The organism is Streptomyces sp. NBC_00344, from assembly GCF_036088315.1.
In the GTDB taxonomy this organism is placed as follows: domain Bacteria; phylum Actinomycetota; class Actinomycetes; order Streptomycetales; family Streptomycetaceae; genus Streptomyces.
The window spans coordinates 2,038,883-2,064,354 of sequence record NZ_CP107996.1 but is presented as its reverse complement, the minus strand read 5'-3'; the positions used below and the strand labels follow the sequence as shown (position 1 = coordinate 2,064,354).

The following is a 25,472-nucleotide window of genomic DNA, read 5'->3' as shown; positions in this document are numbered from 1 at the left end:
AAGGGACCTGACTCATGGGAGCTCAGCTCCGGGTCTACAAGCGTCGCATCCGATCCGTCACCGCGACCAAGAAGATCACCAAGGCGATGGAGATGATCGCCGCCTCGCGCATCGTCAAGGCGCAGCGCAAGGTGACGGCGTCGATGCCGTACGCGACCGAGCTCACCCGTGCGGTGACCGCGGTGGCAACCGGCTCCAACACCAAGCACCCGCTCACCACCGAGGCGGAGAACCCGACGCGGGCCGCGATTCTGCTCATCACGAGCGACCGCGGTCTGGCCGGCGGGTACTCCTCCAACGCCATCAAGGCGGCGGAGCAGCTGACCCAGCGGCTCCGCGGTGAGGGCAAGGAGGTCGACGCCTACATCGTCGGCCGCAAGGGTGTCGCGTACTACGGCTTCCGCGAGCGCAAGGTCGTGGAGTCGTGGGGCGGATTCACCGACAACCCGACGTACGCGGACGCCAAGAACGTTTCGGCGCCGCTGATCGCCGCGGTCCAGCAGGACACGGCCGATGGTGGTCTGGACGAGCTCCACATCGTCTTCACCGAGTTCGAATCGATGATGACGCAGACGCCGGTCGAGAGCCGGCTGCTGCCGCTCAGCCTCGACAAGAAGGCCGAGGAGCCGGACGCCAAGGCGGAAGTCCTTCCGCTGTTCGAGTTCGAACCGTCGGCGGAGGGCGTGCTCGACGCGCTGCTGCCGCGTTACGTCGAGAGCCGTGTCTACAACGCACTGCTGCAGTCGGCCGCTTCCGAGCACGCCGCCCGCCGCCGCGCGATGAAGTCGGCGACCGACAACGCCGGGGATCTCGTCAAGAGCCTCTCCCGGCTTGCCAATGCGGCCCGACAGGCCGAAATCACCCAGGAAATCAGCGAGATCGTCGGTGGCTCAAGTGCCCTGGCCGACGCGACCGCGGGGAGTGACAAGTAATGACGACCACTGTTGAGACGGCCGCCGCCACGGGCCGCGTTGCCCGGGTCATCGGCCCGGTCGTCGACGTGGAGTTCCCCGTCGACGCGATGCCGGAGATCTACAACGCCCTCAAGGTCGAGGTCGCAGACCCGGCCGAGGACGGCAAGCTCAAGACGCTGACCCTCGAAGTCGCCCAGCACCTGGGTGACGGTGTGATCCGCGCGATCTCGATGCAGCCCACCGACGGCCTGGTCCGCCAGGCCCCGGTGGTCAACACCGGCGCGGGCATCACGGTGCCGGTCGGTGACGTCACCAAGGGCAAGGTGTTCAACACCCTCGGTGAGATCCTGAACCACCCCGAGGCCGAGTCGGAGATCACCGAGCGCTGGCCGATCCACCGCAAGGCCCCGGCCTTCGACCAGCTCGAGTCGAAGACCAAGATGTTCGAGACCGGCATCAAGGTCATCGACCTTCTCACCCCGTACGTCACGGGTGGAAAGATCGGTCTGTTCGGTGGTGCCGGTGTCGGCAAGACCGTGCTGATCCAGGAAATGATCTACCGCGTCGCCAACAACCACGACGGTGTGTCGGTGTTCGCGGGCGTCGGTGAGCGTACCCGTGAGGGCAACGACCTCATCGAGGAGATGGCCGAATCCGGCGTCATCGACAAGACGGCGCTTGTGTTCGGTCAGATGGACGAGCCCCCGGGCACCCGTCTTCGCGTGGCCCTGGCCGGTCTGACCATGGCGGAGTACTTCCGCGATGTGCAGAAGCAGGACGTGCTCTTCTTCATCGACAACATCTTCCGTTACACCCAGGCCGGTTCCGAGGTGTCCACCCTGCTCGGCCGTATGCCGTCCGCGGTGGGTTACCAGCCGAACCTGGCCGACGAGATGGGTCTGCTGCAGGAGCGCATCACCTCGACGCGTGGACACTCGATCACCTCGATGCAGGCGATCTACGTCCCCGCGGACGACCTGACCGACCCGGCCCCGGCGACCACCTTCGCCCACCTGGACGCGACGACCGTTCTGTCCCGTCCGATCTCGGAGAAGGGCATCTACCCGGCGGTCGACCCGCTGGACTCGACGTCCCGCATCCTGGACCCGCGTTACATCGCGAAGGACCACTACGACGCGGCGATCCGCGTCAAGGGTGTCCTTCAGAAGTACAAGGACCTCCAGGACATCATCGCGATCCTCGGTATCGACGAGCTGGGCGAGGAGGACAAGCTCACTGTCCACCGTGCCCGTCGTGTCGAGCGCTTCCTGTCGCAGAACACCCACGTCGCCAAGCAGTTCACCGGCGTGGACGGTTCGGACGTGCCGCTCGACGAGTCGATCACCGCGTTCAACGCGATCTGTGACGGGGACTACGACCACTTCCCCGAGCAGGCGTTCTTCATGTGCGGTGGCATCGAGGACCTCAAGGCCAACGCCAAGGAGCTCGGCGTCTCCTGAGGCGCCGGCCCCATGTGAGTCATCAGACTCCTGGAGAGGGGCGGGTATGTCCCGCCCCTCTCCGTACGCCCATTAGACTTTGACCCAACACCCGGCAGCAGTGCCGGGTGGTGACCCGAGGAGCCACCCTTGGCTGCTGAGCTGCACGTCGAGCTGGTCGCGGCGGACCGTAACGTCTGGTCCGGCGAGGCGACCCTGGTTGTCGCGCGCACCACGTCCGGCGACATCGGCGTCATGGCCGGTCACCAGCCGCTGCTCGGTGTGCTGGAATCGGGCCCGGTGACCATCCGAACGAACGAGGGAACCGTTGTCGCCGCAGTGCACGGCGGCTTCATCTCCTTCGCCGACAACAAGCTTTCGCTGCTGGCCGAGATTGCCGAGCTGGCGGACGAGATCGATGTCCAGCGCGCCGAGCGTGCGCTGGACCGCGCAAAGGCGGACACGGACGCCGCAGCAGGGCGACGTGCCGATGTCCGGCTTCGAGCAGTGGCGGGGCACTGACGCCTCCCACTGACAGGATGTGACCTCAGCCGCGGCCCGTCCGGAGCAATCCGGACCGGTCGCGGCTGAGGCGATGCAGCAGCAGTTCCGTCAACGCATAGGCGAGGAGGTCGGTGTAGATGATCCTCGCTCTGCTTGTGTGCGGTCTGGTCGTCGTACTGGTAGCGGTGGGACTCTTCGTGTTCGGTCTGCGCCGACGGCTGATCCAGCGATCCGGCGGCACCTTCGACTGCAGTGTGCGCTGGGACCTCCCGGAGAAGCCGGACGCCTCCGGGAAGGGCTGGGTCTACGGTGTGGCCCGCTACAGCGGGGACCGCATCATGTGGTTCCGGGTCTTCTCCTACGCCCCGCGCCCCCGGCGCATCCTGGAACGCCAGTCGATCGAGGTCGTCTCCCGGCGCACGCCGGAGGGCGAGGAAGAGCTGGCACTGCTCTCCGACGCGATCGTGCTCTGCTGCTCGCACAAGGACGTACGTCTCGAACTGGCCATGAGCGAGGACGCACTGACCGGATTCCTCGCCTGGCTGGAGGCCGCCCCACCCGGCCAGCGGGTGAATGTGGCATAGCCGCACACAGCTCCGGCGGACGTCTGGCATCCGGCGGGGCATCGGGCATGAGGAAGCCGGGGAAACAGGGGGCGGGCCCGTCTCCCCGGCTTCGGTTCATCCGGCCGGCGTATCCGTCAGCCGATGCCGCTGCTGATCGCGTTCACCAGCTCGCCGTTGCTGGTGTCACCGCTGAACTCCCAGAAGAACGCGCCTCCCAGACCCTGGGCCTTCGCCCAGCTCATCTTTCCGGCGATGGTGGCCGGGGTGTCGTAGCTCCACCAGTTGGAGCCGCACTTGGCGTAGGCGGTTCCGGCGACCGTACCGGTGGCCGGGCAGCTGTTCTTGAGCACCTTGTAGTCCTCGATGCCCTGTTCGTAGGTGCCGGGCGCGGGCCCGGTGGCGGTGCCGCCCGGAGCGGCCTGGGTCACACCGGTCCAGCCGCGGCCGTAGAGCCCGATGCCGATGAGCAGCTTCGCCGCGGGAACGCCCTTCGCCCGGTACTTGGCGATCGCGTCGGCGGTGTTGAAGCCGTCGTGCGGGATGCCGGTGTAGGAGGTGAGCGGTGAGTGCGGCGCCGTCGGGCCCTGCGCGTCCCACGCTCCGAAGAAGTCGTACGTCATGACGTTGAACCAGTCCGCGTACTGCGCGGCTCCCGCGTAGTCGGCCGCGTCGATCTTGCCGCCCGATGATCCGTCGGCCGAGACGGCCGCTGTGACCAGGTTCGACGAGCCGAACTTGGCGCGCAGCGCGGCCATCACGTTCTTGAAGGCGGCCGCCCCGCTCGTGTCGCAGGAGAGACCACAGGCGTTGGGGTACTCCCAGTCGACGTCGATGCCGTCGAAGACGTCCGCCCACCGCGGGTCCTCGACCAGGTCGTAGCAGGACTGGGCGAACGCCGCCGGATTCTGGGCGGCCTGGGCGAAGCCGCCGGACCACGTCCAGCCGCCGAACGACCAGATGACCTTGAGACCGGGGTACTTCTTCTTGAGCTCGCGCAGCTGGTTGATGTTCCCGGCCACCGGTTGGTCCCAGGTGTCGGCCGTGCCGTCGACGCTGGAGGACGCGTCGTACGTCTTCTGATAGTCCGCGTAGGCGTCGCCGATCGCGCACTTGCCGCCTGTGACGTTGCCGAAGGCGTAGTTGATGTGCGTGATCCTGGCTGCGGACCCCGATGTCACCAGGTTCTTCACCTGATAGTTGCGCTGGTAGATGCCCCAGTCGGTGAAGTACCCGAGCTTGACCTTTCCGCCCGGGCCGGGGTCGCCGCCCCCGCCGCCGGTGGTGGAGACGGTCAGGGCGGCGGATGCCGGGCCCACCTGGTCGGCGGTGTCCCGCGCTCTGACGCTGTACGTGTAGGAGGTGCCGGCCGTCAGGCCGCTGTCGTTCGCCGTGGTGCCGGTGACCGTCGTGATCTTTGTGGAGCCACGGTAGACGTCGTAGTTCTTGACGCCGTTGTCGTCGGTGGCGGCGGTCCAGTGCAGGGTCAGCGAGGTCGAGGTGAGGGCGCTCGCGGTGGGGGTGCCGGGAGCGGAGGGCGGGTTGTCGCCCGGGGTGGTGGTGCCGCCGTCGCAGGAGGCTCCGTTGAGCCTGCAGTTGGCGGGGGCGCCGGAACCCGCGCCGTTGAATCCGAACGACACGCCGGCGCCCGGGGCCAGGCTGCCGTTGTACGACTTGTTCTTGGCGGTCCAGTGGTTTCCGGACCCGGTGACGTCGGCGTCCCAGGCCGAGGTCACCGACGTGCCGGAGGGGAAGTCCCACTCGACGGTCCAGCTGCTGATCGCGGTGGTGCCCGTGTTCTTGACGGTCCAGCGGCCCTCGAAGCCGCTGCCCCAGTCGGAGGCCTTGGTGTAGGTGGCGGTGGTGCCGGCCGCCTGGGCCGGTCCCGCGGAGAGTCCGACCAGTGCGGCGACAGGCAGCAGCAGAGCAAGGGATCTGGATCTGAAGCGGGTGTTCAGGCGAAGGCTCAAGGGTGCTCCTCGAGTGAATGAACGGACCGAACGGGGGTGGTTCTTGCGGGACCACACCCTGCGCCGCCCTGAGCACCCATGGTCACGGCACGCTCACCGCAGGTTGTACCGCGAGGGTAGGAAGGTCTGGACCAATCGTCAAGAGGTCCAGACCTCAGAAGCCGACGCGCTCACAGGCCCAACTCCTGCGCCAGTACGGCCGCTTGCACTCGGTTGCGCAGATCCAGCTTGCCCAGGAGCCGGCTCACATGCGTCTTCACCGTGGCCTCCGCCATGCCGAGACGCCGGGCGATGTCCGCGTTGGACATACCGCCGCCGAGACAGACCAGTACCTCCCGCTCACGCCGGGTGAGACCGTCCAGAGCGGCAGGCGCGGGCGGGCCGCCACGGCTGGTCCTGGCGAACTCGCTGATCAGCCGACGGGTCACGGCAGGTGCGATCAGCCCTTCGCCGCGTGCCACCGTCCGAACCGCGGCGATCAGATCCCCGGCGTCGGTGCTCTTCAGGAGAAAACCCGCCGCGCCCGCGCGCAGCGCCCCGAAGACGTACTCGTCAAGATCGAAGGTGGTCAGCACCAGCACCTCCGCGAGCTGCTCGGCGACCATCAGGCGGGTGGCGGACACACCGTCGAGCCTGGGCATCTGAATATCCATCAGCACCAGATCCGGGCGCAGCTCCCGGGCCAGGCGCACCGCCTCTTCGCCGTCCGGCGCCTCGGCGATCACCTCGATGCCGGGAGCGCTGCGCAGGATCAGGACCAGACCTGCCCGTACGGCCGACTGGTCCTCGGCGACCAGAACGCGGATCGCTCGATGGGCTGTCATACGGGGGACTCCTTTTCCCGTACGGGCAACCGTGCCCGCACCTGCCAGATCGTGCCGCTCGCTCCCGCTTCGAACGTGCCGCCCAGCAGTGCCACCCGTTCCCGCATCCCCACCAGGCCGGAACCCGATCCCGGCGCGCGTGGACCCGCCCGGTCGCCGTACGGGCTGCGGACCGAGACGGCCAGTGCGTCCCCGGCGCACGACAGCCGGACGGTGACCCTGCCGGGCGACGCGTGTTTCAGCGCGTTGGTGAGTGATTCCTGAACGATGCGGTACGCCGCGAGTTCCACCGGGGCGGGCAGCCCGGCACCGGCGGGGCGGTCGTCGTCGAGCACGGTGTCCAGTCCGTTCGCACGGGCCCCCTCCACCAGCGAGTCCAGCGCGGCGAGGGTGGGTGCGGCGACAGGCGTGCGGCCGCCGCCGCTGTCCCGGAGAAGTCCGATCAGCCTGCGCATTTCGGCCAGTCCCTCGACGCTGTTCTCCCGGATGACGGTCAGTGCGTTCCGGGTGGTCGGCGGATCGTCCAGGCAGAGCGCGGCGGTCGAGTGGATGGCGATCGCCGACAGATGGTTGGCCACCATGTCGTGGAGCTCGCGCGCCATCCTGGCCCGTTCGGCCGTGACCGCCTGCACCCGGTCCATCTCGGCGAGCAGCGCGGTCTGTCCGGCCCGCAGCCGCGCGGCGACCGCGTCTTCCCGGTGGCTGCGCATCAGGGCGCCGGTGGCGGCGGGCGCGAAGACGACCAGTCCTGTGATCACCCCGGTCAGCAGGGCGTCCGGGGTGCGGATCCATGCGAAGGACCCGATCGTCACGCCGATGGTGAGCAGTGCGGTGGACCAGGGGATGCGCCGGGCGGCGGCCGGCGAACCGTACAGTACGGCCGCGTACACCACATCGGTGAACATCAGCACCGTGGCCACGCTGCCCGAGGTGAACCGGTCCGCGAGCACGATGGGTGTGCCGATGCCCAGCGCGGTCATCGGCGCGGCCCTGCGCAGCAGTTCCGCGCCGGACATCACAGCCAGCGGTACCAGCGCCCAGGCGCCGGACAGCGGCCGGTCCGCCTGGGTGTACAGGCCCAGCGCCCACAGCAGGACTCCGCCGAGCAGCCCGGCGAAAGCGATGAGGACATCGTCGCGGTGCGGACGCGGAGCGGTCATCCCACCATGAAACACGGCGCCGGGCGCGGTGGCCTCCGTACCCGGGACGATCCGCCACTACATCGAACGATGCAGCCGCCTTTCACTGCCGACGACGATTCGGACCCCAGCGGGCGGAACGCTGAAGGGAGATTCACCGGCCCGCTGAGGCTAACGCTCACCGCCCGGCACCCACAGCACGTCGCCCACATCCCGGTTCGCGCTGCGGGCCAGGATGAACAGCAGGTCCGACAGCCGGTTCAGATACGTGGCGGTGAGCTCGTTCATGATCTCGCCGTGCACCTCGAGAGCTGCCCAGGTGGACCGCTCGGCCCGCCGCACCACGGTGCATGCCTGGTGCAGCAGCGCCGCCCCCGGAGTACCGCCGGGGAGGATGAAACTGCGCAGCTTCTCCAGGTCCTCCAGAAAGAGGTCGCAGTCCGACTCCAGCTTGTCGATGTAGTTCTGCTCCACCCGCAGTGGCGGGTACTCCGGGTTGTCCGCCACCGGGGTGCACAGGTCGGCCCCGACGTCGAACAGGTCGTTCTGGACGCGGACCAGGACCTTCACCACAGGTTCCGGCAGCTGTCCCAGGGCGATCGCGGTGCCGATCGCCGCGTTGGCCTCGTTGGCGTCGGCGTAGGCGGAGATCCGCAGATCGGTCTTGGCGGTGCGGCTCATGTCGCCGAGCGCGGTGGTGCCCTTGTCGCCGGTACGGGTGTAGATGCGCGTCAGATTGACCATGGGGCGAGCCTAAGGGCTGACCGGCCGGGCACCCGGCCTCCGGAAGGGACGTGTGCCCACCGTCACGCGACAGCACGTCGAGCCGGGCCGGGAGCCGGCGGCATCGGGCGCGCGGGAGCAGCGTCGAGGCGTGGTCACCGCGTTGACGGCAGGGCCGGACTCGATGCGCCGCCGGCCCTCGGGCCGGGCCTGCCCGGCCTGCCCGGCCGGTGCTCACGCGTGGACCGGCGGCCGGATGGTCGCCTGGTGTTCGGCGGAGTACGTGTCCAGGCCGGCACCGGATCTTCTCGGCGACATCGAAGTGGCGCCCGGGGAGAAAGCGCTCAACTATGCGGTAAGGGCCTGAGGGTGACGCCTTGGAGTGTGATGTCCGCCATGTGGGACGTGACGCGCATCTCTTAGCCGCCACAAGGGGCCTCACGGCCGATAGCCTCCGCCCAGAGCCGTACGCAGGAAGCCGTCAAAGGGGTGTCAATTGGCCAGGAAGCTCGCTGTCATCGGAGCCGGACTCATGGGTTCCGGCATTGCGCAGGTCTCGGCCCAGGCGGGCTGGGACGTCGTACTGCGTGATGTGACCGAAGCGGCCGTGACCCGGGGTACCGACTCCATCAAGGCTTCGTACGCGCGTTTTGTGAGCAAGGGGAAGCTGGACGCGGCGGACGCGGACGCCGCGCTTGCCCGGATCACGGCGACCACCGACCTGGACGCCGTCGCGGATGCGGACATCGTGGTCGAAGCGGTGTTCGAGAAGCTTGAGGTCAAGCACGAGATCTTCCGCACGCTGGACAAGCTGGTGCGGGAGGACGCCGTACTCGCCTCCAACACATCGGCCATTCCGATCACGAAGATCGCCGCGGTGACCGAGCACCCGGAGCGGGTTGTCGGTGCGCACTTCTTCTCACCCGTTCCGATGATGCAGCTCTGCGAACTGGTCCGCGGCTACAAGACGAGCGACGAAACGCTCGCCACCACACGGGAGTTCGCCGAATCGGTCGGCAAGACCTGCATCGTGGTCAACCGTGACGTGGCCGGGTTCGTCACGACACGCCTCATCTCGGCGCTGGTCGTCGAAGCGGCGAAGCTGTACGAGTCGGGCGTTGCCACCGCCGAGGACATCGACATCGCCTGCAAGCTCGGGTTCGGTCACGCCATGGGGCCGCTGGCCACCGCGGACCTGACGGGTGTCGACATCCTGCTGCACGCCACGAGCAATATCTACACAGAATCCCAGGACGAGAAGTTTGCACCCCCCGAGTTGATGCGCCGAATGGTCGACGCGGGTGACATCGGCCGCAAGAGCGGGCAGGGGTTCTACAAGCACTGAACCGAACAGACTGACCGGCGATCATCCAGTCGAGTGAATTCAGTATCGGTTCGCTTACGGATGGCAACTTCTTTGCGGGCTGGGAAGTCAGTTGAGTGACAGACGTGAAAGACGTGACAGAGGCCGAGCAATCTCGGGGAGCGCATATGCATATCAGGGGCGACCACGTCGAGCTGGTCGTCGGGGGCCGCCTCGACGTCCGCAGCGCGGCGGACGCCCGTACGGTTCTGCACTCGGCCGTCGACGACGGAGTCGGCGATCTGGTGCTGGACCTGACCGAGCTGGATTCGTGGGACGCCACGGGCCTCGGCGTGATCATGGGGGTCCACCGGCGGGCCGGCCGTTGCGGCCGGCGGCTGGTGCTCCGCGGCGTACCACCGCAGATGCAGCGACTGCTGGTAGCCACCCGGCTGCACCGCATTCTGGCCATTGAGGGTGGAATTGCCGCGGAATCCCTGCCGCACGTGTGACGAAAAGCGGGGATTGCGCGAAAGGGAACCTGTCGGGCGATCTTCGTGAAGGTGTGACGTCACCGACGGTCCGGCACCCCGTGTGGCCATGGATACCGGCCAGGGTTTAAGGTACGGTCGCCTGCCGCTCAGTTCGACCAATCCACAGGGCGGGCACCGGACCAGAAGCGACAGCGTGGTGTGCGAGGCCGGGAAGGCAACCGCGCGCAACACCATCTGGGGGCTTTCACCATGGACCCGATAAACCCGGGACCGGAGGATTACGGCCATGCGGGCCGTTACGACGAGCGCGGCGGCGGATCACGGCCGCCGCGCGATCCACTGACACCCGATCTCGGGCAGCAGACACCTGTGCGCGCCCGGACCGCCCGGCTCGTCTCGGGTGACTTCCTCGTCACCGTGAATCCCGTCGACGGCAGTGAGATCGAACACTGTCCGCCCGGGGAACAACCGCCGGCGCCACCGCGGCTCAGCGCCGAGGAGCGGGCGGACCTGCTGCGCGCATCCGGCCCGCCGGCGCCGCCCGGTCCCGCCGCCACGGAGCTTCCGCTGCTGGAACGCCAGGAGGAGCGGGAGCGGCTGGTCCGGCTGCTGGCGCGCGGGCGCTCGGTCCGTCTCACCGGTGCGCCCGGATCGGGCCGCACCGCGCTGCTCGACGCCGTCGCCCGCGACTGCGCGGGCCTGGCCCCCGACGGGGTCATCCGGCTTTCCGGCTACCACCGCAGCGCCGCCGACCTGCTGCACAGCCTGTTCGCGGCTGTCCACCGGGCGCCGCAGCACCGCCCCGACAGGCCGGAGCTGCTCACCCTGGTGCACGGGATCGGTGCGGTCGTCGTCCTCGACGATCTGGAGTTCGGCGGTGCCGCGCTGGACGAGCTGCTGGCTGCCACTCCCGAGTGCGCCTATCTGATCGCGGTCACGCCCGACGTCCCGGCCCCGCTCACCGACTCCTCTCTCGAAGAGATCTTCCTCGGCGGCCTGGGACGCAGTGCTTCGCTGGAGATCCTGGAGCGCGCCGTGGAGCGGCCGCTCAGCGACGACGAGGCGAACTGGGCGGGCGATCTGTGGTTCGAGTCGGAGGGGCTGCCGCTGCGTTTCGTCCAGGCCGGGGCCCTGCTGCTCCAGCGTGACCTGCTGACCGGCGACCCGGACACCTTCCACGAGTCGGGATACCTCTCCGAGCAGCCGGGCGATGCGGCCTTCGCCGAGGACGCTCCCACCGGGGACGCCCCGAAGGCACCCCTGCCGACTCTCGACGAGGGGGCGGCCCCGGCGGTCCTGCTGGCCGCCAGGCTCAGCGAGTCGGCGCGCGCCACCCTCGGCTTCGCCGTGGCGCTCGGGGGCGAGGTGCCGCACCAGGCGCATCTGCCTGCCCTGGTCGGAGACACCCACGCGGACGCGGCGCTCGGAGAGCTCTTCCGGTGCGGTCTGCTCTCACCGGCCGGATCGCACTACCGGCTCGCTGCCGGAGTCGTGCAGCAGCTCACTGCGGGCGGCTATGGCGAAGGGGCCGAGGCCCACGCCCGGACCGTGGCGCAGCACTACGCATGGTGGACCGGGCATCCCTCGGTGTCACCCGAGCGGGCTTCCGCCGAGGCCGACGCGGTGCTTGCCGCGATGAGCGCGCTGGTACCCGGCTCGGCCCCGGGCCACCCAAGCGCCGCCGTGCTGCTGGCCCGCAGCGCTGCCCCCGCTTTCGCGGCCGGGCTGCACTGGGGTGCGTGGGAGCGGGCCCTGCGGACCGGACAGGAGGCGGCCCGAATATCCGGCGAGGTCGCCGAAGAGGCCTATTTCCACCACGAGTTGGGTGTTCTCGCCCTCTGTTCCGGCAATCCGGACCGGGCGCGCGCCGAGCTCGAGGCGTCCATCGCGCTGCGTGGTGCGCTCGCCGACAAGCACGGCACGGTCGCCGGACGCAGGGCGCTCGCGCTGATCGCCGACCGTTCGGGCGGCGTCCCCGCCGGCGGGTTTCCTGCCGGCGACGCCGCGGGCTCCGGCGACGAGGCCCGGGCGGCGGGACAGGGGGAGCCGTCATCACCGTCCGATGGTGTCCCCGCAGCGGGCGCGGTTCTGTCGCTGCGTGCCCAGCCGGCCGATGACAACACCACCCTGGTCACTCAGCAGGCGAAAGCGGCCGGCGCGACGCTGCCCAACAAGCGCCGCACAGTGGTCCGCGGCGCGCGGCGCAACCTGGTCGCTGCCGGCGCGGGGGTGCTGCTCGCCGGGGTGCTCGGCACTGTCGTGACGCTCGGAGCCACGAGCAACAGCGATCCGGCATCCGGCAAGGACAAGCAGGGGCAGTCGGTCAGCGAGGAGACCGGCGACGGCGGCCTCGGCGCGGAGGAGCCCAGCGACGACTCGACCGGTGGCTCGAGCAGGACGCCGGGTGCCGGTGCGGCCGATCCCTCGGCCCCCGGCACGCCGAGCGCCACCGACACGGCCCGGCCGGGACAGAGCGGCACACCCTCCGGCAGCTCGTCGTCACCCGGCGGCAAGCCGTCGTCGCCCACCGGCAAGCCGTCCACTCCGGGCAAGCCGTCGAAGAGCTCGCCGCCGCCCACCAAGCCGTCGCACAAGCCTCCCACGACACCTCCGGAGAGCCCGTCGCCCAGCGAGCCGACGGACACCCCGTCCGCGACCCCGACGGGCCCCGACAGCGGGGACCCGCCGCCCGCCGGTTCACCGTCCTCGTCCGACTGGTCGACGGCGACCAGAAGCGGCACGCCCGGTACGGCCGAGCCCTCCGGCACGGAAGCCGACCCCTCGGCCACGGATTCACCCTCGGCTTCGGACTCTCCCTCGGCCTCCTGACCGGACGCGGTGAGCCGACAGGACAGCCCGGCATACAGCAGGTCCCCGGCGGATCCGTCCGCCGGGGACCTGCTGTATGCCGGGCCGTGCGCTTGGCCGTGCGCTTGGCCGTGCTCTCAGAAGAGACGCAGTTTGTCGTCCTCGATGCCGCGCATCGCGTCGTAGTCGAGCACCACACAGTCGATCCCGCGGTCCGCCGCGAGCACCCGCGCCTGCGGTTTGATCTCCTGGGCCGCGAAAACCCCCTTGACCGGGGCCAGATGAGGATCGCGGTTCAGCAGTTCCAGATAGCGCGTGAGCTGTTCCACGCCGTCTATGTCGCCGCGTCGTTTGAGTTCCACGGCCACCGTCGCGCTCTGCGCGTCGCGGCAGAGGATGTCCACCGGGCCGATCGCCGTCATGTATTCACGCCGAATGAGCGTGTAGCCGTCACCCAGGATCTCGATGCGGTCCGCGAGGAGTTCCTGCAGATGCGCCTCGACGCCGTCCTTGATGAGGCCGGGATCCACGCCCAGTTCGTGAGAGGAGTCGTGCAGGACCTCCTCCATGGTGATGATGAGCTTCTCGCCCGCCTTGTTCACCACGGTCCACACACCGGCGTCGTCCCCGGCGCCCTCCTTCAGAGTGCACGGCGGTGACATCCAGTTGAGGGGCTTGTAGGCCCGGTCGTCCGCATGGATCGAGACGCTTCCATCGGCCTTCACGAGGATCAGGCGCGGAGCGGATGGCAGATGGGCGGTGAGGCGGCCCGCGTAGTCGACGGAGCAGCGGGCGATGACGAGACGCATGGTCGGCAACGCTACTCGACATCCGCTCCGGCACGCGATTCGGCCTCCGGCCGCCTTCGAACGGCGGTCGGAACCGCCGATCGTTATTGGCCGGTTGTGTGCCCATTCTTCTGGTGCGGGCGGGATACCGCGCATACCGTGGATGCAGGAGGTCGCCGTCCGTGTACTCTGCGTCGTCGCCCTTCTTCCCTGCCCGTAAGGCCCCGCTGTGCGGGGTCGCGAGAGGAGAACTCATGTCGCTCGACGTCTCACCGGCCCTACTCGAACAGGCCGAGCGAGGCGAGGTCGATGAAGCGGACTTCGTCGACTGCGTCCGGACCTCCCTGCCCTACGCATGGGAGATGATCAGCTCTCTGGTGGCCCAGCTGAAGGTGGACGGCGGCGAGTTCGCCGACAACCAGACGCCTCCCCCCAGTGAGCAGGCACGCGGCCAGCTGCTGCGTGCACTTGCGAGTGACGCCATACGAGGATCGCTCCAGCGGCATTTCGGGGTGCGCCTGGCATTCCAGAACTGCCACCGGGTAGCGGTCTTCCCGCTGGATTCCTCGGTCGACGAGCGGCTCGGCCGCTTCACATCGATCAGGGGCCAGCTACTGAATCAGTCTCCGGAACTCCGGGACTGCTGATATCTGCGCTGCCGCTCCGCACCGCGGGAGGTGTCATGGCTGCCGGAGCGGCAGTACCCCGTTCCTTGTTCCTTGGGGAACGGCTGCCGCACTACGCCAGGAGCGGCAGCACCTCAGCCCCGAGCATCCGGACGTTCTCCTCGGTGGCCGCGACGTCGCCCGAACCCTCGACGAGCAGGGCGAACCGGGTGATCCCGGTCGCCTCCGCGGTCGCCGCGAGGCGGTCGGCGGCCAGCCGCGGGGGGCCCACCGGGTGCATCGCGCACAGCATTTCCGTGTACGCCACGGGGTCGCGCATCGCTCGTTGCCGCCCGTCGACGGTGACATGGGCGTCGAGTCCCTGTCTGAGCCAGCCCGGCATCGCCTTGACCAGGGTCTCGGCCGCATCCGCCGGGCAGTCCGAGATCTGCGCCACCCCGGCGGCCACATGACCGATACCCGCGATCACCTCCGGCGGATGGCCGGCGGCGCGCGCATGGGTGCGCCACAGGGCTGTCATCGCGGCTTTCTCCTCGTCGTCCGAGTGCATCCCGAGCAGCATCGGCAGCCCGCGTTCGGCGGCCAGCCGGACCGTTGCCGGCGACGTGCACGCCACCACGGTCTCGGGGCCCGGGAGTTCGCCGCCCATCAGCTCGTCCGGCCGCGGCACGACCGCGACTTCACGGAAGCCGAAGCGTTCGCCTTCGGCCGAGACCCGTGGCTCACGCAGCCAGCGCAGCAGCAGATCGAGCGCTTCGGGAAAGCCGCTCTCGTACGCCTCCAGGCCGGCACCGAAGACCTCCAGATCCACCCAGGGCCCGCCGCGCCCCACGCCGAGGCTGAACCGGCCTCCGGAGACGATGTGCAGCAGCGCCGCCTGCTCGCCGAGTGCGACCGGGTGTGCGTTCGGCAGCACACTCACCGCCGTACCGACCCGGATCCGCCGGGTGCGGCCGAGCATCAGCGCGGCCAGTGTCACCGCGGACGGACAGACTCCGTACGGAACGAAGTGATGTTCGGCCAGCCAGACCGAATCGAGCCCGCATTCCTCTGCGACCTCCGCGGACCGCACCGCCCGGTGCAGTGCTTCTTCCTGCCCCTGCCCCGGGAACTGGGCCGCCAGTACAAATGCCCCAACACGCATCGCCTTCTGCCTCCTTACGGCCGACGCGGCTCTCCCCCTTACAGGCAACAACGCCTGACACGTGCCAAAGGCACGGTGCTGCGCAAAACCTGTTGTGATTTTCCGCTAAGAGGTCACCGAGGATTTCACGCCTCCTGGGGGAGCGGGACGAGTTCCCGGGTCCGCTCCCCGTAGGCTGGGAGAAGCGAGAAACTGTCCGGTCTGCCCGTGAGGTGATACGTGTCCCCGCGCCACAACCGCCCCCGTGGTGGTGAGAAGCCGAGCGACCCCGTCAGTGGCAGCGCGGGAGGCGATCGTTTCGGCCTGCAGTCCACCGAGTTCTGGCAGGGCGAGGAATGGCTGGTCCGGACGGTCAACGGCGGCAGCGCACGGGGCAAGCGCTATCGCTGTCCGGGCTGCGACCAGGAGATCCCCTCCGGGGTGCCGCATGTGGTCGCCTGGCCCGAGTACGGCGGAGTCGACGACCGCAGGCACTGGCACAAGGCGTGCTGGAACGCGAAGGACCGCCGCACCTCGCAGGTGCAGCGGTCCCGTAACGCGCCCAGATACTGACCGGCGGGTACTGACCGGCCGGCCCGCGCCTCAGACGTCCCGGCTGTTGAGGGCCGCGACCGCGCCCCCGTACACGACCGCCGTCACTCCGAGCAGGATCCACAGCGGCTGCCAGCCGGTCGGCCCGGATTCGGAGACCGAGGTGTTGTAGAACGCGCTGAGCTGGTTGGGGATCGAGTACTCGAAGAGCTTCTCCTGCACGGTGTGCAGGGAGTCCGAGAACATGAACAGCGCCAGTACCAGCGGCAGAAGCACCACACCGAGCATCACGGTGATGGCGCCCGCGGAGTGCCGGACCAGCGATCCGATGGCGAGCGACAGCAGCCCCAGCAGAGCGACGTAGAGACTGACCCCCACCGTCGCGCGGAACCACTCACCGCCGCTCGGGTCCCGGCTGCCCGAGCCCTTGAGGAGGCCGTACTGGAACACCGCTACCAGCGTGGTCGTCACCAGCAGGATCGCGAAGGCCAGCAGGAAGAACACGAGCGCCTTCGCGGCCAGCACCCGGGCCCGGCTGGGGCAGGCGGTCAGGGTGGTCCGGATCATGCCTGTGCCGTACTCGGACGCCACCGTCAGCACGCCGAGCGTGATGACACACATGGAGCCGAGCAGCACACCGAAGAAGCCCATGCTGAGCAGCGGGGTACCGGCCAGCGACGAGCCGGACGAGTCGACGGCGATCGCGATCACCAGACCGATACCGACGACGAGCACGATGAGCACGCCGAGCGTCCACATCGTGGAGCGGACCGACCTGATCTTCGTCCACTCGGACGCCACGGCATGACCGAGATGAGCACTGGTCACCGGGATCGGCGAGACGTAGTACGAAGGCTGCTGCTGCTGTGGCGGCTGGTGCGGCGCGGGGGCGGGGGTCGTCATCAGAGGTCCTTCTGGGCGGGAGCGGTCGCGGGAGCCGCGGCAGGGGGCGCTGCGGGGGCCGCCTGGGGCGCCGCGGCCGGGGACGCGGCGTACGGGTTCTGTCCGGGCGGCGGCGGGGCGTACCAGCCCTGCTGCGGCATCTCGGGGGGCATCGGCTGCTGGAGCGGGTGCCCGGGCTGCTGGAAACCGTTCAGCTGGTCCGCCGTCGAGCGGTAGTCGACCGCGCCCTGGGTCATCCGCATGTAGGCCTCTTCCAGCGACGCCTGGTGCGGGGAGAGTTCCCACAGCTGTACGCCCGCATCATGGGCCAGATCGCTGATCCTCGGCAGCGCGAGCCCGGTGACCCGCATCGCGCCGTCCGGCTCCGGCATGACCTGACCGCCCGCCTCGGTGAGGGCGGCCGTCAGTTTTTCGCGCGCCGGTACTTCGGCGGTGCGGACGCGGGCGAAGTCCGCCGAGTTGTGCGAGATGAAGTCCTTGACGCTCATGTCGGCCAGCAGCTGGCCGCGGCCGATGACGATGAGGTGGTCGGCGGTGAGGGCCATCTCGCTCATCAGGTGGGACGAGACGAAAACGGTGCGGCCCTCCGACGCCAGCGTCTTCATGAGGTTGCGGACCCAGAGGATGCCCTCCGGGTCGAGTCCGTTCACCGGCTCGTCGAAGAGCAGCACCAGCGGATCACCGAGCAGAGCGGCCGCGATGCCCAGACGCTGGCCCATGCCGAGGGAGAACCCCTTGGATCGCTTTCTGGCCACTTCCTGGAGCCCGACGACTCCGAGCACCTCGTCGACCCGGCGGGCCGGAATCCCGGATAGCTGCGCGAGCGAGAGCAGATGACTGCGGGCGCTGCGGCCGCCGTGCACCGCCTTCGCATCGAGCAGCGCGCCCACCTGACGGGGTGCGTTCGGCAGCTTGCGGAACGGGTGGCCGCCGATCGTGACGTGTCCGGACGTCGGCTCGTCGAGTCCCAGGATCATCCGCATGGTGGTCGACTTCCCGGAACCGTTGGGCCCCAGAAAGCCGGTCACGGTGCCCGGACGCACCTGGAAGGAAAGGTTGTACACGGCTGTCTTGGCGCCATAGCGCTTCGTCAGGCCGACTGCCTCGATCATTCTCCAGCCCCATCGACGTCTTCGTGTCGTCGGGGCCCAGCCTCGATCTGGCCGATCACCCCCGTATGAGTGAGGAGGATATCCAGGCCTTGACGGTTCCGGCGAAGTCGTTCCGGCCGTGGACCGCGCGATGTGTCAGGGAGTGCCGGCGAGGGAGCCGGGCAGCGGGGGCAGCAGGAACTTCGATGGGCTGCTCCCGCCGTCCACCGCGGCCGTCATCCCGTCACCCGCCCCACCACCCGACGCTTCGCCCGAGCCCGAGCCCGAGCCCGAGCCCGAGCCCGGAGCCGAGCCCGGACCAGAACCCGGCTCCGACCCGCCTACGCGTCGCGCTTCTTGAGCAGGGCGTATCCGCCGAGCACGGCCGCGACCACCCACAGGGCCATGATCCCCAGCCCGGTCCACGGGCCGTACGGGGCGTCGTCCCCCGCGAAGACCACCTCGGTGATCCGCCGGCCCGCCTGGTCGGGAAGATACTGTCCGACCTTCTTCGTGGCGGAGAGGCCCCCGAGGATATTGGAGACCAGAAAGAAGAACGGCATCAGGATGCCGAGCGACAGCATGGGGCTGCGCAGCATCGAGGCGGTGCCCATCGAGAACAGCGCGATCAGTGTCATATAGAGCGCCGCGCCGATCACCGCCCGCAGCACACCGGGGTCGTCGATGTGTGAGCGGTGATCGCCGAGCAGCGCCTGTCCCAGGAAGTACGTCACGAAACTCGTCACGATCCCGACGACAAAGGCGAACACCGTGGCCACCGCGAGCTTGCTGAAATAGAACGTCGCGCGCTGGGGCACGGCGGCCAGCGACATCCGGATCATTCCGGTGCTGTATTCGTTGGACACCACGAGAACGCCGAAGACGATCAACGCGAGCTGACCGAGCAGGATTCCGCCGAAACTCGCCGCCGTCGGATCGAACGTCAGCTGATCCCTGCGGTCCATGTCCCGGAAGGTGTTGTTGGTGACCAGGCTGATCAGCGCGCCGAAAGCCACGGTCGCCAGCAGGGCCGCCGCGAGCGTCCACACCGTCGACTGCACGGACCTGATCTTCGTCCACTCGGACTTCACGACCTGAGCGACCGCCATGTCAGGCCCCCCTCTGCGGGTTCTGCGGATTGCCCCAGCGGGGCTGTTGCTGTTGCGGGGACGGAGTCACCCCGTCGTGCGCGTGGTACTGCACGGATTCGGCGGTGAGCTGCATGAACGCCTCTTCGAGGGAAGCCTGCTGGGGGCTCAGCTCATGCAGCACGAGCCGGTGCTGTGCGGCCAGCTCACCGAGCTCGGCCGAGGTGGCGCCATCCACTTCGAGCGTCCCGTTGTCGGCGCTGACCGCCGAGAAGCCGGCGCCCTGCAGGATGTCGAGCAGCCGCTCCCGTTCCGGGGAGCGCAACCTGACGTAGGAGCGCGAGTTCTGCGCGATGAAGTCCGCCATGGAGGTGTCGGCCATCAGCCGTCCCTGGCCGATGACCACCAGGTGGTCGGCGGTGAGGGCCATTTCGCTCATCAGGTGGGACGAGACGAAGATGGTGCGGCCCTGGGAGGCCAGCGACTTCATGAGATTGCGGATCCAGTGGATGCCCTCGGGGTCGAGTCCGTTCACCGGCTCGTCGAACATCAGGATCTCCGGGTCACCGAGCAGCGCCCCCGCGATACCCAGCCGCTGTCCCATGCCCAGGGAGAAGCCCTTCGCGCGCTTCTTCGCCACGGCGGACAGACCCACGGTCTCCAGCACCTCGCCGACCCGCGAGGCCGGGATGCCGTTGCTCTGGGCCAGGCAGAGCAGATGGTTGTAGGCGGTGCGCCCGCCGTGCATGGCCTTGGCGTCGAGCAGCGCGCCGATGTACTTCAGCGGGTCCTTCAGTTCGGCGTAGTGCTTACCGTCGATCCGCACGTCGCCGCGCGTCGGGTTGTCCAGGCCCAGCACCATCCGCATGGTGGTGGACTTGCCCGCTCCGTTGGGCCCCAGAAAGCCCGTCACAATGCCCGGCCGCACGGTGAAGGACAGCTGATCGACAGCTGTGGTGTCGCCATAACGTTTGGTCAGCCCCGAGAGTTCGATCACTGCGTTCCGTCTCGTCGTATATCGGATGTATCGCCCCGGCTTCCCCGTACCCCCGCCGGGCCGAGGGCAGCACGAACGTCACGCTAGGCGCACGAGAAGCCCCCCGCCACCGGAATGACGGGGGGCTTTGTGGAGAGTCCGGGATCACGCAGCCCCGGGGGAGGGCGGCGTAGTCACCGGGTCTGCTGGGCCGGAACTCCGCGGGAGACCGGCTCCTCGTCGGCCGGGGTGCCGGCAGCGGCCACCGCGGCGCCGGTCAGAGTGGCCAGCATCTCGCGGACGTTGGTCAGTTGCGCGTTGATCGAGTCGCGGCGGTTGGTGAGCGCCGCCAGCTCGCGCTCCGATTCGCTGCGGATCCGGTCGGCCTTGGCGTTCGCGTCGGCCACGATGTCCTCGGCCTGGCGCTGAGCGGTCTCCACTGTCTGACGGGCGCGGCGCTCGGCGTCCGTACGCAGCTTCTCCGCCTCCAGACGGAGCTGCTCGGCGCGGTGCTCGATCTCGGCCAGACGCTTCTCGGCCTTGGCCTGACGCGAGGCCAGGTCGCGCTCCGACTGCTCGCGGCGCTTGGCGAGGTTCGTCTCGAAGTCCGCGGCGGCCTGGGCGGCCTTGGCGCGGGTCTCCTCGAAGAGGGCGTCCGCCTCCTCACGCTTCGACTGTGCGTCCTTCTGGGCCTCGGAGCGCAGCGTGGATGCCTCGCCCTTGGCCTTCTCGACGATCCGGACGCCCTCGTCCTCGGCCTTGGACTTCCGCTCGGCGGCGAACGCCTCCGCATCGTTGCGGACCTGCTGAGCGGCCGACTCGGCCAGCTCGCGGTGCTGCTCGGCGGCGCGGCGGGCCTCCTCACGGAGGTCCTTCGCCTCCTCCTCGGCAAGACGGAGGATCTTCTCGACACGCGCGCCGAGACCGGCGTACGACGGCTCGGCGTCGTTGACCTGGGCCTGGGCGTTCTGAGTTTCGAGGTGGAGTTCCTCGATGCGCTTTTCCAGAGAGGTGATCCGTGCCAGAGCGCTGTCACGGTCGGCGACGAGCTTGGTAATGCGGTCATCCACCTGACCGCGGTCGTAACCACGCCGCACGAGCTCGAAGCCGAATGGGGAGGAAGTGTCGCTCATGGGGTTCCTGTCGAATGAGACCGGTGAGGTGATAGAAGGAATCCTAGGGGCCGAAGCGGCGTGTCATCGAGCAGATGCCCGTTTGATCTGGAGAATGTCCAGCCTTTTGAGTGGCTAGCCCTCAGACGGCTTGCTACCCGGACGAGTTCCTCCTGCCGCCGCACCGGCCTTCACACCCGCCTCTTTACCGGACCCGGTCGGCGCCTCAAAGGACTCCAACGCTTCAAGTACGTCCTGGACACGGGAGATCTCGGCCTGGATGTCCGCCCGACGGCGCATCAGCACGTCGTGTTCGTGGGTGGCTTCCTCCACGAGGTGGTCCGCCTCGTTCGCGGCCTCGCTCCTGAGCTGTTCCGCTTCGCGTACCAGCTCGGCCTTCTTCTGCTCGGCCTCCTTGAGCAGTCCCTCCGCCCGCTTGACCGCTGCGATACGGACCTTGGCCGCCTCGGACGCGGCGTCCGATGCGACTTGCTTGGCCTTCGCCTCGGCCTCCGCCTGCTGTTCGGCGGCGGCCTTCAGCAGGTTGTCCACGCGTTCGCCCGCGGACTTCATCTGCTCCGAGGTCTCCCGCCGGGCCCGCTCGTGCAGTTCCTCGACCTCGGCCGTGACCCGCTCGCGCAGTTCCTCGGAACGCTCCCGGATGGCCGTGGCGTCGCGACGGGCGCCCACGAGGAGTTCGTCCGCGTCCGTGCGCGACTTCTCCACCATGCTGTTGCCCTCGACCGTCGCGTCCGCGGTGATCCGGTCGGCCTCCTTGCGGGCGGCTCCCACCATCCGGTCGGCCTGGGTCTCGGCCTCGGTCGCGGTGCGCAGCGCTTCCTCCTGGGCCTTCGACATCAACTGGTCGGCCTGCTCGGCGGCGTCGGCGCGGCGCTTGGCCGCCATCTCGCGGGCCTCGTCCAGTACCCGCTCGGACTCCGACCGTGCTTCGGAGCGCAGCTGCTCGGCCGTGGCCTCGGCATCGGCCCTGACGCGCTCGGCCTCCGCCCTGATCCGCTCGGCGGCCTGCTGGGCGGAGCCGACCGTCTCGGCGGCCTCGGCGCGCATCCGCTCGGACTCGCCGGAAGCCTCGGCGATCAGCCGGTCTGCCTGGCCCGCCGCCTCGGAACGGATGCGGTTGGCGTCCTCGCGGGCTTCGGCCCGGGCCCTGGCGGCGTCCTGCTCGGCCGTCGCCACAGCGTCGGACGCCTCGGTCCGCATCTGCTGGACGTATTCGGCGGCGGTGGCACGCAGCTGGTCGGACTCGGTGATCGCCTCGGTGACCGTGCGCTCGGCAAGGGTCTTGGCGGCCTCGGATTCCTCCTGGGCCACGCGCCGGACCCGTCCGGCGTCCTCGGACGCACGCTCCCGCTCGGCGTACGCGTCGGAGCGGACCCGATCCGCTTCCTCCTGCGCCTCCGATTTCGTACGTTCCGCGACATGCTCGGCGGTCGAGCGCAGCCCGGCGATCTCCTGCTCGGCCTGGTCCTGCAGCCCGGCCACCGAGTCCCGCACTTGCTGGGCGGTCTGCTCCGCGGCCGACACCAGCTCGCTCGCCCTGCGGTCCGCCTCCTCGACCAGCCGCGCCGCCTCGGTCTGCGCCTCCTCCACCCGCTTGCGGGCGGAGGCGAGCAGCTCCTCGCTCTGCTCGCGGGCCTGCCCGCGCTCCTGCTCGGCCTCGCCGCGGGCGGCGGTGAGCAGCTCCTCGGCCTCACGGCGGCGCCGGTTGGCCTCCTCCTGGGCGGCCGCGAGTGCTTCCTGTGCCTCGTTGCCCAGCCGTTCGGCGGCCGTCGCGGCCTCCGCCCGTACCCGGTCGGCGGTGTCCTGCGCCTCGGCCTTGAGACGTTCGGCCTCGGCGGCCGCGTCACTGCGCAGCCGTACCGCGATGTTCTCGCCCTCCGCGCGGGCCTGCGAGGCCTCGGCGGCGGCCTCGTCACGAAGCCGCTCGGCCTCCTGCTCGGCCTGCTCCCGCAGCGAACGGACCCGCTCCGCGGCCTCCCCGCGCAGCCGATCGGTCTCCTCTGCGGTCTCCCTGCGGAGCTGCTCGGCCTCGCCGCGGGCGTCGGTCAGGGCCGTCTCGGCGCCGGCCAGCCGCTGCTCGGCCTCGGTGTGCAGCCGGGTCAGCTCGTCGGCTGCCTCGGCCCTGCGGCTCTCTATGCCGCGTTCGTTCTCCTCGCGCAGATCCAGGGCGGCCTGCTCGGACTGGGCCCGGGTCTCCTCGGCCTGCTCCTCCGCCTCGGTGCGCAGCCGCTCGGCCTCGGCCCTGGTGCGCTCCAGCGTCTCCTCGGCCTGCTTGCGCAGCGTGGTGGCCCGCTCGATGGCCTCGGCACGCACCCGCTCGGACTCGGAGCCGGCACTCGAGCGCACCTCGTCGGCGTCAGCCTTCGCCTTGGCCAGCAGCTCCTCGGCGGTCCGTGCCGCCTCCTCGATCTGCTGCACGGCCTCACGCCGGGCCTCGCCGCGGATCCGCTCGCCCTCGGCGACCGCGTCGGCTCGCAGCTGCTCGGCCTCGCCGCGCAGCCTGCGCGCCTCCTCCTGCAGTTCGACCGTTTTGGCGCGGTACTCCTTGGTGTCGTCCTTGGCCGCACCCTTGAGCTGCTCGGCGGACTCGGCAGCCTCATTGCTGAGCCGCTCCGCCTCCGCCTCCGCCTCGTGCCGGATCCGTTCGGCCTCCTCGGCCGCGGCCCTGGTGGTCGACCTGGCGTCATCGGATGCCTTGGTCAGTACCTCCTCGGCGGTCCTGGCGGCCTTCGCGAGCTGCGCGGCGGTGTCCTCAGCCGCGGCCGTACGAGCCTGGTCGCTCGCTTCGGCGACCAGCCGCTCGGCCTTCGCCGTGGCGTCCGACAGGGCCTGTTCGGCCTCCGCCTTCAGCGCCTCGGCGTCCTTGGTGGCCTCGCCGACCAGCCGGGCGATCTCGGCCTTCGCCGTCCGGGTGCGCTGCTCGTTGACCGACTCGGCGGACGCGATCTGCTTGGTCGCCGAGTCCTTGGCCTCCGCGAGGACCTTCTCCGCCTCGGTACGCGCCTCGCGCAGCGCGCGTTCGGCCTCCTGCACCCGCTGCTCGGCGGTCCGGCCGAGCTCGGCGGCCTGCTGGCGCGCCTGGTCGGACTCGGCGGTGGTGGACGTACGCAGCTGCTCCGCGTGAGTGGTGGCCTCCTGCGCCTGGGTGGAAGCGGCGTTGAGCAGCCGTTCGGCCTCGGCGCGTGCCCTGCGCAGGATCGTGTCGGCCTCGGTACGGGCCGACTCGGCCTCGGAACCGAGGCGCTGGCGGGCCTCGTCTGCCAGCCTGACCGCCTCGGCCCGGGCGGCGGCGAGTGCCTGTTCCGCCTCCGCCCGCGACTCGTCCATGAGCCGGCGGGCCTGGGCCTCGGTACGGGCGCGCAGTTGCTCGGCCCACGCCACGTTCTCGTTGACATGCGACTCGACGGTCTGCCGGCGCTCGGCGAGTTCCTGGTCCAGACGCTGACGCCGGGTGACGGCCTCGGTGTGCAGCTCGGCCTGGAGCCGTGACTGGTGCTCGGCGTGCTCCTGGAGGATGCGCTGGGTCTGCGCCCGGGCGTCGCGCAGTTCGCGCTCGGCGTCGCTGCGCAACTGGTCGGCCTGGACCTGGGCGTTCCGCAGCAACTGTTCGGCCTGGTAACCGACATCGGCCGCGTCGTAGGCAGGCCGGGACGCCAGGTTGCGCCGCGCCTCATGGAGCTTGGCGCGCAGCACCTCGACCTGGTAACCGAGGTCCTCGGCGTGCTGGACTGCCTTCTCCCGCTCGGTCTTCAGCCGGTCCATCTCGGCCTCGAACCGCGAGAGATGGTCGTCTTCAGCCCGGTGGCTCTCCTGGCGTTCGTAGCCCCGCACTGCGCGGTCCCATCCGTCCCCTGGTCGCAACACTCTTCCCGTACGAGCACCGTCTCGACGACGGGCCCCCGGGGGAATGGTGTCAGATCATCGACGAGGCATGGGTCACAGGCCCCGATCCGGCCCCGGACCGGAGTTACCCACTCTACCGGCCCGGGTATCCAGAGGTCAGTGCTCCTCGGGAGCCATTACGTCCGGTGCGGCTGCCGTGACGAGTTCCGTCAGGACGCCGTGACAGTCCTTGGGGTGCAGGAACGTGATGCGGGAGCCCATCGAACCGATGCGCGGCTGGTCGTACAGGACTCGTACGCCCTTGTCGCGGATGTCACCGGAGTCCCCGTCCACGTCTGCGGTGCCGAAGGCGATGTGGTGAACGCCCTCGCCGTTCTTGGCCAGCCATTTACCCACCGCGGAGTCCTCGCGGGTCGATTCCAGGAGCTGGAGGTAGGAGGCGCCGCCGTCGGACGTCTCGTTGATCTTGAGCATGGCCTCCCGGACACCCTGCTCCTCGTTGACCTCGGTGTGGAACACCTCGAAGCCGTACGTCGCCCGGTAGAACTCGACAGTGGTGTCGAGGTCGAAGCAGGCGATCCCGATGTGGTCGATTCGCGTCAGCATTCCCCCAGTGCAGCGTGCGGACGCATGGTTACGCAACGTGCGCGCGATCACATCCGCATGGC

At 69.4% G+C, this 25,472-nt stretch carries 23 protein-coding genes; 10 read left to right on the top strand and 13 right to left on the bottom strand.

The features are described 5' to 3' along the window. Positions 1–14: 14 nt before the first annotated feature. The 4 genes from OHS16_RS09115 to OHS16_RS09100 all read left to right on the top strand — a co-directional run bounded on the left by OHS16_RS09115 (position 15) and on the right by OHS16_RS09100 (position 3,441). Positions 15–932 carry a F0F1 ATP synthase subunit gamma gene (locus OHS16_RS09115; RefSeq protein ID WP_328536669.1) on the top strand — a complete coding sequence of 306 codons (918 nt, stop codon included), beginning with the start codon at positions 15–17 and terminating at the stop codon, positions 930–932. Next, positions 932–2,374 carry a F0F1 ATP synthase subunit beta gene (gene atpD / locus OHS16_RS09110; protein ID WP_328536668.1) on the top strand — a complete coding sequence of 481 codons (1,443 nt, stop codon included), beginning with the start codon at positions 932–934 and terminating at the stop codon, positions 2,372–2,374. Before OHS16_RS09115 ends, atpD begins: the two co-directional genes overlap by 1 nt. 129 nt (positions 2,375–2,503) lie before the next feature. Then, on the top strand, positions 2,504–2,875 hold the full coding sequence (locus OHS16_RS09105; RefSeq protein WP_328536667.1) for a F0F1 ATP synthase subunit epsilon: 372 nt from the start codon (positions 2,504–2,506) through the stop codon (positions 2,873–2,875). A 119-nt stretch (positions 2,876–2,994) separates the two neighbouring features. Then, the gene (locus OHS16_RS09100) at positions 2,995–3,441 is read left to right on the top strand and encodes a DUF2550 domain-containing protein (protein WP_328536666.1); all 447 of its coding nucleotides are present in this window, start codon (positions 2,995–2,997) and stop codon (positions 3,439–3,441) included. Between the two features lie 116 nt (positions 3,442–3,557). Here the strand turns inward: OHS16_RS09100 and OHS16_RS09095 are convergent, their stop codons facing one another. From OHS16_RS09095 to OHS16_RS09080, 4 genes are all read right to left on the bottom strand, one after another. Continuing rightward, the gene (locus OHS16_RS09095; protein WP_328536665.1) at positions 3,558–5,390 is read right to left on the bottom strand and encodes a glycoside hydrolase family 18 chitinase; all 1,833 of its coding nucleotides are present in this window, start codon (positions 5,388–5,390) and stop codon (positions 3,558–3,560) included. A 170-nt stretch (positions 5,391–5,560) separates the two neighbouring features. Continuing rightward, the gene (locus tag OHS16_RS09090; RefSeq protein ID WP_328536664.1) at positions 5,561–6,214 is read right to left on the bottom strand and encodes a response regulator transcription factor; all 654 of its coding nucleotides are present in this window, start codon (positions 6,212–6,214) and stop codon (positions 5,561–5,563) included. Further along, positions 6,211–7,374: a sensor histidine kinase gene (locus OHS16_RS09085; protein WP_328536663.1), complete on the bottom strand. Its 1,164-nt coding sequence runs from the start codon at positions 7,372–7,374 to the stop codon at positions 6,211–6,213. The genes OHS16_RS09090 and OHS16_RS09085 overlap by 4 nt, the downstream gene beginning before the upstream one ends. A 150-nt stretch (positions 7,375–7,524) precedes the next feature. Further along, positions 7,525–8,097, bottom strand: coding sequence for a cob(I)yrinic acid a,c-diamide adenosyltransferase (locus tag OHS16_RS09080; protein WP_328536662.1), 573 nt, complete (start codon positions 8,095–8,097; stop codon positions 7,525–7,527). Between the two features lie 52 nt (positions 8,098–8,149). Here OHS16_RS09080 and OHS16_RS09075 point away from each other — a divergent pair, with 52 nt between their 5' ends. The 4 genes from OHS16_RS09075 to OHS16_RS09060 all read left to right on the top strand — a co-directional run bounded on the left by OHS16_RS09075 (position 8,150) and on the right by OHS16_RS09060 (position 12,702). Continuing rightward, positions 8,150–8,443 carry a hypothetical protein gene (locus tag OHS16_RS09075; RefSeq protein ID WP_328536661.1) on the top strand — a complete coding sequence of 98 codons (294 nt, stop codon included), beginning with the start codon at positions 8,150–8,152 and terminating at the stop codon, positions 8,441–8,443. Between the two features lie 129 nt (positions 8,444–8,572). Next, complete coding sequence (locus OHS16_RS09070) at positions 8,573–9,421, top strand: 3-hydroxyacyl-CoA dehydrogenase family protein (protein WP_328536660.1); 849 nt, start codon at positions 8,573–8,575, stop codon at positions 9,419–9,421. A 146-nt stretch (positions 9,422–9,567) separates the two neighbouring features. Beyond that, positions 9,568–9,891: an STAS domain-containing protein gene (locus tag OHS16_RS09065; RefSeq protein WP_328536659.1), complete on the top strand. Its 324-nt coding sequence runs from the start codon at positions 9,568–9,570 to the stop codon at positions 9,889–9,891. Between the two features lie 231 nt (positions 9,892–10,122). Further along, positions 10,123–12,702, top strand: a complete 2,580-nt coding sequence (locus OHS16_RS09060; protein ID WP_328536658.1) for an ATP-binding protein — start codon at positions 10,123–10,125, stop codon at positions 12,700–12,702. Positions 12,703–12,818: 116 nt separating this feature from the next. Here the strand turns inward: OHS16_RS09060 and nucS are convergent, their stop codons facing one another. Further along, positions 12,819–13,490, bottom strand: a complete 672-nt coding sequence (gene nucS, locus OHS16_RS09055; RefSeq protein ID WP_328536657.1) for an endonuclease NucS — start codon at positions 13,488–13,490, stop codon at positions 12,819–12,821. Positions 13,491–13,723: 233 nt separating this feature from the next. Between nucS and OHS16_RS09050 the strand changes: the two genes are divergently transcribed. Beyond that, a complete protein-coding gene (locus tag OHS16_RS09050; RefSeq protein WP_328536656.1) occupies positions 13,724–14,116 on the top strand; it encodes an SCO5389 family protein in 393 nt (130 codons plus the stop codon). Between the two features lie 91 nt (positions 14,117–14,207). Here OHS16_RS09050 and OHS16_RS09045 read toward each other — a convergent pair whose 3' ends face one another. Then, positions 14,208–15,239: an LLM class flavin-dependent oxidoreductase gene (locus OHS16_RS09045; protein WP_328536655.1), complete on the bottom strand. Its 1,032-nt coding sequence runs from the start codon at positions 15,237–15,239 to the stop codon at positions 14,208–14,210. 219 nt (positions 15,240–15,458) lie between these two features. Between OHS16_RS09045 and OHS16_RS09040 the strand changes: the two genes are divergently transcribed. Then, positions 15,459–15,791 carry an ATP/GTP-binding protein gene (locus tag OHS16_RS09040; RefSeq protein ID WP_328536654.1) on the top strand — a complete coding sequence of 111 codons (333 nt, stop codon included), beginning with the start codon at positions 15,459–15,461 and terminating at the stop codon, positions 15,789–15,791. A 30-nt stretch (positions 15,792–15,821) separates the two neighbouring features. Here OHS16_RS09040 and OHS16_RS09035 read toward each other — a convergent pair whose 3' ends face one another. The 7 genes from OHS16_RS09035 to mce form a co-directional block, all read right to left on the bottom strand. Beyond that, entirely contained in the window at positions 15,822–16,673 is an 852-nt protein-coding gene (locus tag OHS16_RS09035; protein ID WP_328536653.1) for an ABC transporter permease subunit, read from the bottom strand. Further along, on the bottom strand, positions 16,673–17,785 hold the full coding sequence (locus OHS16_RS09030) for an ABC transporter ATP-binding protein (protein ID WP_328536652.1): 1,113 nt from the start codon (positions 17,783–17,785) through the stop codon (positions 16,673–16,675). The genes OHS16_RS09035 and OHS16_RS09030 overlap by 1 nt, the downstream gene beginning before the upstream one ends. A gap of 320 nt (positions 17,786–18,105) precedes the next feature. Beyond that, complete coding sequence (locus tag OHS16_RS09025) at positions 18,106–18,873, bottom strand: ABC transporter permease (RefSeq protein ID WP_328536651.1); 768 nt, start codon at positions 18,871–18,873, stop codon at positions 18,106–18,108. Between the two features lies 1 nt (position 18,874). Beyond that, entirely contained in the window at positions 18,875–19,849 is a 975-nt protein-coding gene (locus tag OHS16_RS09020) for an ABC transporter ATP-binding protein (protein WP_328536650.1), read from the bottom strand. Between the two features lie 173 nt (positions 19,850–20,022). Then, entirely contained in the window at positions 20,023–20,961 is a 939-nt protein-coding gene (locus tag OHS16_RS09015) for a cellulose-binding protein (protein ID WP_328536649.1), read from the bottom strand. A gap of 114 nt (positions 20,962–21,075) precedes the next feature. Continuing rightward, positions 21,076–24,792: a polarized growth protein Scy gene (gene scy / locus OHS16_RS09010; protein ID WP_328536648.1), complete on the bottom strand. Its 3,717-nt coding sequence runs from the start codon at positions 24,790–24,792 to the stop codon at positions 21,076–21,078. Positions 24,793–24,960: 168 nt separating this feature from the next. Beyond that, positions 24,961–25,410, bottom strand: a complete 450-nt coding sequence (gene mce, locus OHS16_RS09005) for a methylmalonyl-CoA epimerase (protein WP_328536647.1) — start codon at positions 25,408–25,410, stop codon at positions 24,961–24,963. Positions 25,411–25,472: the final 62 nt, after the last annotated feature.